The sequence below is a fragment of the Clostridium sp. JN-1 genome, assembly GCF_003718715.1.
Taxonomy (GTDB): Bacteria; Bacillota; Clostridia; order Clostridiales; family Clostridiaceae; genus Clostridium_AV.
In genome coordinates, this window is sequence record NZ_CP033465.1 from 827740 (window position 1) to 840757 (window position 13018).

Genomic DNA, 13018 nt, shown 5'->3' on the forward strand with positions numbered 1-13018 from the left:
AAGATTCTTTTGCGTTAGCAAAAAATCGACCTTCACTGTCAATTGTCCTATGTTTTATGTCCTCTATTTTTTGATATAACTTAATGACTGTTTTCAACATAAGTGCTATAATCTTTTATAAAGGAGCATCATATGAAAAGGGAAAAGGCGTATATAGATAATCGAAGAAAACGAATACTAGAAATACTTAATAAAAATTTACAGGTACGTGTAGAAGATTTATCTAAAATATTAGGTGTCTCTTTATTAACTGTCAGAAGGGATTTGCAATATCTAGAAGAAAAAAAGAAGTTAGTTCGCTTTTATGGAGGAGCAAAACTGATCCAAAGTGAAGAATCTAAGGTTGATGAAGTGCAAATGTATCGTGAATTGATTGCACGATATGCAGCAACATTAGTAGAAAATGATGATTCTATATTTGTAAATACAAGCAGCACTGCTCTTCAAATTTTAAGATATATTACAAGTAGAAATGTTACAGTCATAACGAACAATGGCAGGGCACTTGAATGTGAGCATGGTTCCGAGATTCATATTATTTTAACTGGAGGAGAACTTAGGCATCCAAAAGAAGTTATGGTAGGTGATTTTGCAATTAGAAATCTGCAGACAGTATATGCTAAAAAATCATTCATAGGCTGTTCAGGAATTTCACCAATAACGGGTATGACAACTGAAAATGCAAATGAAGTGAATATCAATGAATTGATGATTGATCATGTGACACAAAATGTATACATATTAGCAGATCATACAAAAATCGGGAAAAACAGCAGCTTTATTAGTTGTCCAATTGATAAGGTGACACATTTAATTACGGATGAAAAGGCTCCAGAAGATGTGCTTGCACTTATGAGAGAAGCTGGTATCCAAGTTTATCAGGTGAAAAAGGAAGACTTTTTTGGAGGACAGAGGACAAAGGCAGAGGACAAAGGACAGAGGACAGAAGTCAGAGAACATAGGACAGAGGACAATTGACAATGAAGGAGGATTTTTCTCCGCTATACTTACGAAAAATCTTTAATTAAACTTTTGATAACCCGTTTCGATAAAGCGAAACATTGCTAACTTATATAAATTTAAAGATTTTTTTGCGTTAGCAAAAAATCAACTTTCACTGTCATCTGTCCTCTGTTTTTATATTATGAATTACGAAATATAAAAAATAACTTGAAAGGGATAAATATTTGTGTTAAACTAAGAACAATTTAATAAAAAACATAAAGAAACTTACCTTAGGGTAGAGGTGCTGTAATTAATAGTATTTATTTCTAGTTGGCAGACGATGAAAAATAAAAAAAGGAATTGCAGCCGAAGAAAATAACTTGGCAAAATTATTTTCTGGCTTTATACATAATATGTGTAAAGCTGTCACTTAAAAAACATTTTCTAGTTAATTTTATAAAAATGTGATTAGTGAGTGGAGAGCTACAAAGGTACACTTGTATGGTTGCAGAAAGTAATTATTGTTATGCAGCAAAGGTGTTCCTCCTTTGCTGTATTTATTTTTATACTAAATTAGGGCATAGTTTCTTTGCCAGAAATCATTTAAGGAGAGGATGTATACTATGGCTATTGTTGTTCAGAAATATGGTGGAAGTTCTGTTGGATCTGTGGAAAAGATAAAAAAGGTTGCAGAAACTATTATAAAGAAAAGAGAAGCTGGAAATGATGTAGTTGTAGTAGTATCAGCAATGGGAAATACTACAGACAACTTAATATCAATTGCTAGTAAAGTTACTGAAAATCCAGACAAGAGAGAATTGGATGCTCTTTTATCTACAGGAGAAATGGTTTCAGCAGCTCTTTTAGCTATGACAATTAAAGACAAAGGTTATGATGCTGTAAGCTATACAGCATATCAAGCAGAAGTAAAAACATTTGGCGGGTATGGTAAATCCCTTATTAAAGATATAGACGGTAAGAATATAAAAGACAGCCTAAAAAGAGGGAAAATTGTGATTATAGCAGGATTTCAAGGTATAAATGAAGATGGGGATATAACAACCCTTGGAAGAGGAGGATCAGATACTACAGCTGTTGCTATAGCTGTAAAGCTAAATGGAACATGTGAAATATATACAGATGTAGATGGAATATACAGTGTTGATCCAAGAAAGTATAAGAATGCTAAAAAACTTGACAAAATAGATTATGAAGAAATGCTTGAACTTTCAAGTCTTGGGGCACAAATAATGCATTCTAGATCTATAGAACTTGGTCAAAAGTACAATATACCAATTTATGTTGGGTTAAGTAACAGCAGTATAAAAGGAACTATAATTAGGGGGTTGAATAAAGTGAATATGGAAAGTAAACCAGTAACAGGACTTGCTACAAGTGATGAGGATGCTGCGATAACAATAAGGGAAATTGAAAGTGACATAAACTTAATAGCTGATTTATTTGAAAAAGTAGCAAGCAAGAGAATAAATATAGATATGATAAGTCAAACTGCACCAATGGATGGTAAAGTTAGTTTATCATTTACTATACCTAAAACTGATTTAAAAGAAGGATTAGGTATAATAAATGGATTTTGCAAAGACAAGGCAAAGATAGCTATAGATGAGGATATAACTAAATTTTCAGTAGTTGGTATAGGAATGAAAACAACATCTGGTGTTGCAGCTAAAATGCTTAAGTTATTGAGTGACAATAATATAGAAGTTAAGATGATAACTACATCTGAAATAAGAATTACATGTGCTATAAAGCAAGAAGATAAGGTTAAGGCAGTAAATATTGTAGCTAAAGAGTTTAATCTATAAAATATTGGGAGGAAAATGTAATGAAGTTAGTTGGCAATATGGAGGTAAAAGATAATGTCCTCTTTATTGGGGGGGTTAGTACACTGGATCTGGCAAAAGAATTTAAAACTCCGCTTTATGTGATAGATGAGAAACTTGTAAGAAGCCAGTGTAGAAGGTATTATGAGGCTTTTAAAGTAAAGGAATGTGGAAATAAAGTAGCATATGCAGGAAAGGCATTTTTGACCATGTCTATGTGTCAGATAGTAAATAGTGAAGGACTTAATTTGGATGTTGTTTCTGGGGGAGAATTATATACTGCACTTAAGAGTGGATTTCCAGCAAAAAATATATATTTTCATGGAAATAATAAAACGATAGAAGAAATTGAGATGGGAATTAACTTAGGGGTTGGAAGATTTGTAGTTGATAACTTTTATGAATTAGAAAAAATAAATTATATTGCCTTACAAAAAAATGTTGTCCAAAAAGTACTTCTTAGAATAACTCCAGGAATAGAAGCACATACGCATGATTATATAAAAACTGGTCAAATTGATTCAAAGTTTGGATTTACACTTCCCAATGATGATGCTATAAAAGCAGTAAAAAAAGCTTTAACACTTCCTAATATACAGCTAGAAGGACTTCACTGCCATATTGGATCACAGATATTTGAAATTGAACCTTATGAAAGAGAAGTTGAAATAATGCTTTCATTTATAGGAAGAATTAAGGATGAATTGAATTATGAAATAGAGGAACTTGATCTTGGAGGTGGATTTGGAATTTACTACAAGGAAGGAGATAAACCTCAAAAAGTAGAAAAGTTTTGTGAAAGCATATTGAATAAGGCTGAGGATGCTGCAAAAAGTATTGGCATAAAGCTTCCTATACTTGTTATAGAACCTGGAAGGTCAATAATTGGAAATGCAGGTACTACCTTATATACAGTAGGTTCAATAAAGGAAATAGAAAATATAAGAAAATATGTATCTGTTGATGGAGGAATGACTGATAATATAAGACCATCTTTATACAATGCAGAATATGAGTGTGTAATAGCAAATAATGTTGAAAATACGCTTAAGGACAAAGTTGCTATAGCGGGAAAATGCTGCGAATCTGGAGATATATTATTAAATGATATTACAATCTCAAAACCTGAAAGTGGTGATATATTAGCAGTATTTACTACTGGAGCATATGGGTACTCAATGTCCAGTAACTATAATAAAATACCTAAACCTGCAGTAGTTATGGTTAAAGACGGAGAAAATAAGCTTATTTGCAGACGCCAGAGCTTTGAACAAATAGTAGAAGATGAAATACTTCTATAAAAGTTTTGCTTTTGTTAGTCTAGTGGTTAATAAAAACTCAAAACAACTACTAGAAATCTTCCTAGTAGTTGTTTTATTTAAACCTACGTTTCATTTTATTTTAGCTTAAAAAAACTCTTTAACTGCAGGATACATATGATTATACTTAGCATATGCTTTAGAATAAGCAGAGTAATTTAAAGGATTAGGAGTTATCTTGTTTTGACAATGAAGAATTAAATTACATGCATCTTCAATTGATTCATAAATTCCGGCACCAACGCTTGCTAAAATTGCAGCCCCCAACGCAGGACCTTCCGTTGTCCTTAAAGTAAATAACGGATACTCAAAAATATCAGACAATATCTGCTTCCAAACTATACTTTCAGCTCCACCACCACAAACACGAATTTCCTCTAGATTGATGTTCATATTTAACATAATATCTAAACAATTTTTTAGACTAAAAGAAACTCCTTCTAAAATACTTCGTATAAAATCATCTTTGGTATTTGCATGTGTAAATCCAAAAAACATGCCTTTAGCTTTTGGATTTAAATGAGGTGACCTTTCCCCCATAAGATAAGGTAAATATATTATACCATTTGCTCCTGGTTTTGAATGAGAAGCCATATCTGATAATAAGTCATATACATTTTTACTAGTTTTAGTAGCCTTATCAACCACATCACTGCAGAAATTTTCCTTAAACCACTTTAGTGATAATCCTGCACTTTGAGTAACACCCATAACATTCCACATACCCGGAACAGCATGACATAATGTATGAACACGTCCTAATTTATCTAAAACAGGTTTGTTAGTGGCAGCAAAAACGACTCCAGATGTTCCAATACTAGTAGAAATTATGCCTTCTTTATAGATACCATTTCCAATGGCTGCCGCCGCTTGATCACCTGCACCACCAACCACACTAGTATCTATATTTAGTCCAATTTCTTTAGCAACATTAGATTTAAGTGTTCCAGTAACATAAGTTGATTCATACACCGGTGGTAAAATATCATTTGAAATATCTAATTCATCCAGTAACTCATTACTCCACTTTCGAGAATTAATATCAAGCATTTGCGTACCACTAGCATCAGATACTTCTGTTGCAAAAACTCCCGTTAATTTATATCTAATGTAATCTTTAGGCAGCAATAATTTATCTGATTTTCGGTAAACATCAGGTTCATTCTTTTTTATCCACATAAGTTTAGATAATGTAAAACCTGTCATAGCTGGATTCCCAGTAATGCAAATCAACTTTTTTAATTCAAACTGATTTGTTAGTTCTTTACATTCATTATCTGTTCTTTGATCACACCAAATTATCGCATTTCTTAAAACCTCACCTTTACTATTTAGTAAAACAAGCCCATGCATCTGTCCTGTTAATCCAATACTTTTAATATCTTTTGAATTTACCTTGCTTTTATTTATAACATTAATAATTCCATTTTTAGTTGCTTGCCACCAATCCTCAGGATTTTGCTCTGCCCATCCAACTTGAGGTTGTATAATTTTATAGCCAACAGTTACCGAAGAAATTGTTTTTCCCATTTCATTAAATAGTGCCGTCTTTGTACCTGATGTTCCAACATCTATTCCCAACATATATCTCATATTATTTCCTCCTTAGAATAAAGGCTAAGATTAATATAAATCTTAGCCTAGATGATTTCCATAAATTTTGAATGACCTAAAATGAAACTTTAATATCATCCATATTAATATCAGCTTCAGATGTATTATTTTCAGAGGCAGTTGCATTTATATCGACAGGTTTTTTCAAAATTAACAAAATAATTGCTGTAGCTAAAGAACCTATCAATAAAGCTAAAAAGAACAATTCTGGATGAGTCATAGTTGGCATTGCAAATAAACCTCCTGCGGGAATAGATGAATCGCATCCCCACATCATACTAAATCCACCGCCTATTGCACCACCAACACCTGTTGCAATAACGCACCTAACTATATCATTCATAACAATTGGCAAGCATCCTTCTGTTATTTCACAAACCCCCATTGGGAAAGCTGCTTTTAACGTTTCAACTTCTGTTTTTGTATATATATTTTTCTTAAATACTTTAGAAGCAAAATGAGCTATAGTCATACCAAATGGAGTAACCATTGAAGCTAAAATTAATACTGTAATAGGCTGTTTAACTCCATCTGATTGCAATCCTAAAACAAAAGCAAATACTACTTTATTAATAGCTCCACCATAATCAATTGATGCAAGAACTCCTATAATCATACCGTAAATAAATTTAGATGTACCACTTAAATTAGTTAAATAACCTGTTAACATTTTTGAAAATGCTACTATTGGAATTCCAATTACATAAAACATTATAATTCCAGAAACACCAGAGGCAAGTAATGGAATAATAAGCATAGGCATTAATCCTTCTGCCCAAGCAGGAACTTTTATATGTTTAATTAAAAATACTGTTAAATATCCAGCAATATAACCACCAAGAAATCCACCAAGGAATCCTGCCCCAATAGTTTTGGAGATTAATCCTATAATAAGACCTGGAGCAATTCCTGGCTTATCAGCAATTGAATATGCAATTCCGGTAGATACAACAGCTGGTAATAGTCCTAATCCTAAACCACCCATAGTGGTAAAGGCATCAAAGATTGTAAATCCCTTTGAAAAGTCCTTGATTTCTTTTCCTCCAGCGATATTACCAATTGCCAGCAAAAAACCAGCAGCTACTACAATTGGAATTAAGAAAGAAATGGCTGTCATCGCATGTTTCTTTAGTTCCGCAACTTTCATTGATAAAATACCTCCTTATTTGTTAATAATACTTTCTACTTTTTTAATGAGATTATTAGGTGATTTAATTACAGTATCGGTTGAAACTTCTATCTTTTTTTTCCCCTCAAATCTATCCATGCCATTTATCTTAATATCGGCCGCAATAATTACTACATCTGCATTTTTAATGTCATCCTCTGATAATTTGTTTCTAACACCGATGGTTCCCTGAGTTTCCATGTATATTTCATGTCCTGCCTTTTTTGCAGCAGTAACCAACTTTTCTTTTGCAATATACGTATGTGCAATTCCAGCAGCACAAGCAGCAACACCTACAATTTTCATATTTACATCCTTCCCTTCTTTATAAAAAATCTAAAAGCCCATATTCATGACAACGATTACTAACCAGCTAATTTTTAAAGTAATTTTATGTTAAATATCTATTATTCTTATAATGATATTTTCTGTGTTGATAATGATTATGCTTTATCAAATTATGATTGGAGAATTCTGAAGTATTTTAACAGTATCAGAATTCCCTTCATCCATTTAAATTCAAAATACAGTTCATTAGTAGTCTTAAATACTTTAACAACAGCTGTTGCAATACATTTGTTATGTCTTTTAAAATCATCTAGTTTTCTACAAATACATTTTTAATATCATCAATAGATTTTGCCTTTAATAGCTTGTCTACTGCTTGATCATTTCCGAGTTTAGAAGCTATTTCAGCTAATAATGCTAAATGATTTTCAGCGTATTCATTATTATTACTTACTGCAAATAGAAATACTATTTTAACGCCTTTATCATCTAAGGTTTCCCACTGAACTTCATTCTTTAATTTTGCAATTGCAATGCCTATTTTTTTAACGGAATCACTCTTTCCATGTGGAATTGCAATGTAATTTCCTATACCAGTTATTCCTATTGATTCTCTATAGTAAATATCTTTTTTAAAAGATTCTATATTATCAATATAACCTGCTTTTTTTAATTTTTGTGAAAGGGCAGTAATAACTTCATCTTTGCTATTTGCTAACAGATTAATACAAATAATCTTATCATCTAATATATCATTCAAATTCATAAAAAGACCTCAAATCTTATATTTTATTTGGAAAGCTTAAAGTATTTAACTTTATTAGCATCATTAAATAAGTCAATTTTATGATCAACTACCTTACGGCATGCTTTTATACACTCAGGGAACATAACATTTGGTTCTCTTATTTCACTAATGTCACTTTCTTCTATAAGTTCTTTTAATCTTTCTGCAAAAGCAATTTTTATATCACTTGAAATATTAATTTTACGTATACCTAATTTAACGGATTTAGCAATTTCTTCATCAGGGTTGCTTGAGCCGCCATGTAATACAAGTGGAACATTAACTACCTTTTTTATTTCTTGTAAAATATCCATTTTTAATTCAGGTTTTAGATCTTTAGGATAAATACCATGTGCTGTACCAATTGCAACTGCTAGAGAATCAACATTAGTTCTTTCTACAAATTCCTTTGCTTTTTTAGGATCTGTATAAATAACTTTTGTAACACCACCCTCTATATTGTTCCCAGTATCTCCTATTGTACCTAACTCAGCTTCTACAGAAACTCCAACTGCATGTGCTGCTTCTACAACTTTTTGAGCAACTTTTACGTTTTCTTCAAATGGTAACTTAGAACTATCAATCATAACTGAAGTAAATCCTAATTGAATTGCATGAATTACCTGTTCATAACTTGCACCATGATCCAAATGTAAAACAATAGGAAGTTTACTATGGTTACATTCATAGATAACTTGTGATATAAAACTATCTCTTAAAAAAGATAATTCATCTGGGTGAATTGCCATAATAAAGGGAGCTTGCTTTTCCTCAGCACTTTCCATAACTGCTGTTAAAAGCTGTCCTGAACCTGCATTAAAAGCTGGAACTGCAAATTTGTGCTCTTCTGCTGCACTTAACATTTCTTTCATATTAATTAACATACAAAAATCATCCTTTCAAATAAAATTATTTTAGATCATATTTTTTCAAAAATTGGTTAATTCCATTTATTTCACTTAGGAATCCAACTTCGATATCATATTCAACAGATGTTTGTGCTTTTAGCACTTTCAATCTACCAGACCTGCGTTCTACATTTCTTCCATTAACCCGGGCATTTCCAGGTTCCAATCCAATAATGTAATTTCCCTCACCCATAAACTTCCATTGTGTAAATTGATCTAGCGATTTTTTAGAAAATTTTAAATAAAATCCTATATTTCTTTTCTCATTGACTACGGCTACCTGACATTCGTCTTTATAATCAGGCTTTAGATTATGATAATAAACAACATCAGGATAACTATGTGTAGGATCAAGGAATTCATCAAATTTATCAATTCTATTTTTTGCTATCTCATCTCTTGGATTAACAGATATTGACTTTATATATAATTTTAAATTCCTATCAAGAATTGGATAGCCAATATTAAAATGATAAAGAATCATGTGCTCGGTATCAGTAAAACCTTCATTTGTAACTATGTCATGTATGTGAAAAGCATTAGTACCTGCTTTAGCAGTTATACAGCGTTCTAATAATAAATTATAATTAAGTGCCTTTGCCTCTCTAACACTACCATTTACATCTAAATATAAATCATCGTTTTCCCACCTATTTTTTGTGTAAAATGATTCTGATGGTATATTACTTAATCTACCATGAAGAGGAAGAATTTCTCCTTTATCATTGATTGGTGTACCTATTGAAGTTAATCCACAAGTAGTTAGAAGCCCACCTGAGTAACTTCTTAACCATCCATCATTAAATGTTTCATAAAAGGTAGGATATGATTCAGATACACATGATCTGAAAGATATTGGGATTTCTTTATAGTAGCACCTTCCAATGTCTAATCCCCTGCTTTTTAATACTTCAAATCTAAAGCCTGTTCCTGTTGAAACTTGTACAACTTCTACATCTTTTTCTTTGCCATTGTTAAGCTTATAATGCTGAAATCCAACCAAATGATTATAATCACCAAATCTTTTAGTTAATTCAGTTTTTGATAGTTCTTCACCCAAAAGTTTTACCATAATATGTTCCTTTCATCTGTAGTTTAAAATTCAGGAGCTCTTTGTATTCTTGGATCAGTAAATACATCAGAATCATCATCACTATTTGAAGAAAATTCTGAGACAATTGCCCCATCTGGTCCTCCTATAAACCAATGCAGAGTACCCGGAACAATAGTATATTGCTCACCTGGTTTTAATATAATTTCATGTTTAGCTGTATAATATTTTTCATCACCTTTTGGTGGCTTTGCCTTAGGATTTGGTGTTTCTTCACCAGAAACATAAAGATAAACTAATCCACTTCTGCAGCGAAACGTCTCCTGTTTTCCTACTGATCCATCTTTTCTAGTTGGATGTCTATGTTCAGGACAAATTTGTCCCGGAAACATTAACATTTCCTTGCTGCAATATCTTGGTGTATTAATATAAGTAACAACTTGGAAACCAACTTCATCAATTTTTCCTAAACCAAAGTCTGCAATTTCAATGTTATTTTTTTCTTCCTCTGTCAATGCAATCTTTGCATTTTCATACCATACTGCTGAATTTTTTCTACGATTTATCACTTCTTGTTCATTCATAAAAACAACCTCCTTCAGTATCTAACTTTTAAACTTGATAGATCTTTTTAAATTTTCAGTTTTCTGCAAAAATTCGATAAATTTCTTCAACATTATTTGTATATAATAAACTTTTACAAGCTTTATCATGGCCTAATTTTATTGCTGCTTGTGAAAGTATTAAGCTATTTATACTTTCTGTATCATTATCTGCTGCTGCAAACAATACTATAAACTGTACTGGCCCATTATCCAGGCTTTCCCACTTAATTGGTATCTTAGTTTTGCCTATAGCTAATGTTGTTTCGTTCACAAACTTCGATTTTCCATGAGGTATTGCAATTTTATTACCAATGCCTGATGGGCCAAGTTTTTCTCTATAATACACATCATTTAAGAAAGCGTCTTTGTCCAATAAAGATCCTGAATTATCTAACAATGTCACTAATTCAAGTAAAGCTTCTTCTTTCGTTGTAGCATCCATATTTAATTTAATATTTTCCCTTTTAATCACTTTTCTAAAATCATCCTCTGAGAATTCCATCTTTTCTTCATATATTTTAAAATAATCCCTTATCTTCTTTGGACTCTTATATTTTTTTAAACAAGCTGCAAACTTTTTAGAAGTACGAAGATGGTATATCTCTGACAATATATTAGTCATTACATTTATATCTTCCATAGCAATATAAAATTCAACTTTCACATCAGTACTCGTGTTATTGTTTACATTTAAGGCTAAAATAGAACTTTGATTACAAAATCCTATATATACACTTACACTATCGCTAAGTACTATATTTCGAAATGAAGTATTAATTCCATACTTTTTATTTAAATCTTTGATAATTACAGCATCCTGTTCATTAAAGAAGATATTTTCTTCAATAATAAATTTATTAATATAAAATGTACCTGTTTCAATATTGTTAGTTCCTAGAGGCTTATCTGTTAACATCTTTGAAATATTCTTAGTATCCTGATCATTTAAAAATGCAGATATTAGAATACATGGTTTTTCTTTAATATCTATAGGTACTGTGGAGATAATAAAGTCAACATCATCAAGATTTCTCTCCTTCAGCATGCTTACAGATAGTACACCAGCAACTTTCCACTGTGGAAACGCCTTTTTTATTCTTGTTGTCAGTAACTGAGATGTTCCAAGCCCACTGTGACATACCACATATACTCGTTTTTTTACAGGTAAACGTTCTAGCGCTGTTTGATAATATAACGTTAGATAGCCAATCTCATCAATTGGAATTTCCTTCTGTTTTAACTCATAAGATGTCATAAGCACAGCGATTTTACAAATACTTAATAATTCAGGATATTCTTTTTTTATATCTTCTATTAATGGATTTGATACATTGATATCATAATTTAAACGATTTAACATAGGGCGTACATGTAATAAAAGACTCTTCATAATTATTTCATCATTAGAAATATCTATATGCATAATTTTTTCAATACAATTTGTTACTTTTTCAGTAAAAATCTTTGCTTTAAAATTTAATTTATCTAATACTTCATCTGCATTTTGAGTTGTGTTTTTTACCAATCCAAAAGAAACAAAATATTGATATAAATAATAAATTTCAGATTCACCTAATTTAATATTAAAATCTTCATTTATTTTATTAACCATATTTACAGCTTCTTCATAAGCCCTTTCGGATTTCAAATAATTATAATTTTCTTCCTTAATTTTCTCTTTTATCTGTTTTCCGCTTAATGCTCTAGTCAATGAAATAAGAATATGAGTCAAAAGGTTAATATAATATGTATCATTTAATCTACAATTATACTTTTTCTCTAATTCAACAAGGTATTGATTGATGTAAGAAATCTTATCTTTATCGAAAGTTTCAGACAATGCATTTAATGTATCTGGATCTATACGGGCTGCTATATCATATAATCCTTCATTCTTATAGTCCTTTTTAGGATATTTAACAAGAAGAGAATCTAACGCTTTTCTTATGTCGACTTCATTTCCTCTTATTCTAGTTCCTTCTACACTTTTTTCTATTATTAAATTGAAATTTGCCGCCCACTTCTCAATGCAACTTAAATCAACAGATATGCTTGTCTTACTCACATAATACATATCAGAAAGTTTTTGTATTGAAGTTGCAGTACCTGAATTAATTAGCATATTTCTGGCAATCTCAATTCTACGTTCATTAACTGAAACTTTTTTACATTCTTTTTCTTGCCACTTAATGTTATTATATAAAAGCCATTTAGCATTCTTAACGTTTACAATCATTATGCCTGTTCCACGCTTTCGTGCAAGAACAATGTTGAATTTGTTTAAATACTTTTCTATTACTCTAAGATCTTTTTGTAATGTTTTACATGAAGTTTTTAAAAAAGTAGAAAAATATTTAATTGTTTTATACTCATTTTCTTCTAACAATAATTTTACAAATTCTATCTGCCGATTGTTTAGATTACTCAACTTTTATCTCCTTTCTTTTATGTATTTGCTTATTTATAGATTATCATGTTATTTTAATTAC

At 31.0% G+C, this 13018-nt stretch carries 11 protein-coding genes and 1 riboswitch; of the genes, 3 read left to right on the forward strand and 8 right to left on the reverse strand.

Features of this window, described 5'->3' with window-relative positions; genetic code table 11:
• The first annotated feature begins 132 nt into the window (after positions 1-132).
• The 3 genes from EBB51_RS04130 (at position 133) to lysA (ending at position 4090) form a co-directional block, all read left to right on the forward strand.
• Entirely contained in the window at positions 133-978 is an 846-nt protein-coding gene (locus EBB51_RS04130; protein ID WP_123053295.1) for a DeoR/GlpR family DNA-binding transcription regulator, read from the forward strand.
• Positions 979-1233: 255 nt separating this feature from the next.
• Positions 1234-1439: riboswitch (Lysine riboswitch) on the forward strand.
• Between the two features lie 129 nt (positions 1440-1568).
• Positions 1569-2771: an aspartate kinase gene (locus EBB51_RS04135; protein ID WP_123053296.1), complete on the forward strand. Its 1203-nt coding sequence runs from the start codon at positions 1569-1571 to the stop codon at positions 2769-2771.
• Between the two features lie 20 nt (positions 2772-2791).
• Positions 2792-4090 (forward strand): diaminopimelate decarboxylase, encoded by a 1299-nt coding sequence (lysA, locus tag EBB51_RS04140; protein ID WP_123053297.1) that lies wholly within the window; start codon positions 2792-2794, stop codon positions 4088-4090.
• Between the two features lie 105 nt (positions 4091-4195).
• Here lysA and xylB read toward each other — a convergent pair whose 3' ends face one another.
• The 8 genes from xylB to EBB51_RS04180 form a co-directional block, all read right to left on the reverse strand.
• Entirely contained in the window at positions 4196-5701 is a 1506-nt protein-coding gene (xylB, locus tag EBB51_RS04145) for a xylulokinase (RefSeq protein WP_123053298.1), read from the reverse strand.
• Between the two features lie 76 nt (positions 5702-5777).
• Positions 5778-6869 (reverse strand): PTS fructose transporter subunit IIC, encoded by a 1092-nt coding sequence (locus EBB51_RS04150; RefSeq protein ID WP_123053299.1) that lies wholly within the window; start codon positions 6867-6869, stop codon positions 5778-5780.
• A gap of 15 nt (positions 6870-6884) precedes the next feature.
• Positions 6885-7196 carry a fructose PTS transporter subunit IIB gene (locus EBB51_RS04155; protein ID WP_123053300.1) on the reverse strand — a complete coding sequence of 104 codons (312 nt, stop codon included), beginning with the start codon at positions 7194-7196 and terminating at the stop codon, positions 6885-6887.
• Between the two features lie 292 nt (positions 7197-7488).
• On the reverse strand, positions 7489-7944 hold the full coding sequence (locus tag EBB51_RS04160) for a fructose PTS transporter subunit IIA (RefSeq protein WP_123053301.1): 456 nt from the start codon (positions 7942-7944) through the stop codon (positions 7489-7491).
• A gap of 23 nt (positions 7945-7967) precedes the next feature.
• A complete protein-coding gene (locus EBB51_RS04165) occupies positions 7968-8849 on the reverse strand; it encodes a ketose-bisphosphate aldolase (protein ID WP_123053302.1) in 882 nt (293 codons plus the stop codon).
• A gap of 25 nt (positions 8850-8874) precedes the next feature.
• Positions 8875-9945: an aldose 1-epimerase family protein gene (locus EBB51_RS04170; RefSeq protein ID WP_123053303.1), complete on the reverse strand. Its 1071-nt coding sequence runs from the start codon at positions 9943-9945 to the stop codon at positions 8875-8877.
• A gap of 23 nt (positions 9946-9968) precedes the next feature.
• A complete protein-coding gene (locus EBB51_RS04175) occupies positions 9969-10508 on the reverse strand; it encodes a D-lyxose/D-mannose family sugar isomerase (RefSeq protein ID WP_123053304.1) in 540 nt (179 codons plus the stop codon).
• Positions 10509-10563: 55 nt separating this feature from the next.
• Positions 10564-12957 carry a PTS sugar transporter subunit IIA gene (locus tag EBB51_RS04180; RefSeq protein WP_123053305.1) on the reverse strand — a complete coding sequence of 798 codons (2394 nt, stop codon included), beginning with the start codon at positions 12955-12957 and terminating at the stop codon, positions 10564-10566.
• Between the last annotated feature and the right edge of the window lie 61 nt (positions 12958-13018).

Excerpts from the sequence above, each read along its gene's own strand:
- EBB51_RS04130 (WP_123053295.1), top strand. The coding sequence starts at position 133 with ATGAAAAGGGAAAAGGCGTATATAGATAATCGAAGAAAACGAATACTA.
- EBB51_RS04135 (WP_123053296.1), top strand. The coding sequence starts at position 1,569 with ATGGCTATTGTTGTTCAGAAATATGGTGGAAGTTCTGTTGGATCTGTG.
- lysA (WP_123053297.1), top strand. The coding sequence starts at position 2,792 with ATGAAGTTAGTTGGCAATATGGAGGTAAAAGATAATGTCCTCTTTATT.
- xylB (WP_123053298.1), bottom strand. The coding sequence starts at position 5,701 with ATGAGATATATGTTGGGAATAGATGTTGGAACATCAGGTACAAAGACG.
- EBB51_RS04150 (WP_123053299.1), bottom strand. The coding sequence starts at position 6,869 with ATGAAAGTTGCGGAACTAAAGAAACATGCGATGACAGCCATTTCTTTC.
- EBB51_RS04155 (WP_123053300.1), bottom strand. The coding sequence starts at position 7,196 with ATGAAAATTGTAGGTGTTGCTGCTTGTGCTGCTGGAATTGCACATACG.
- EBB51_RS04160 (WP_123053301.1), bottom strand. The coding sequence starts at position 7,944 with ATGAATTTGAATGATATATTAGATGATAAGATTATTTGTATTAATCTG.
- EBB51_RS04165 (WP_123053302.1), bottom strand. The coding sequence starts at position 8,849 with ATGTTAATTAATATGAAAGAAATGTTAAGTGCAGCAGAAGAGCACAAA.
- EBB51_RS04170 (WP_123053303.1), bottom strand. The coding sequence starts at position 9,945 with ATGGTAAAACTTTTGGGTGAAGAACTATCAAAAACTGAATTAACTAAA.
- EBB51_RS04175 (WP_123053304.1), bottom strand. The coding sequence starts at position 10,508 with ATGAATGAACAAGAAGTGATAAATCGTAGAAAAAATTCAGCAGTATGG.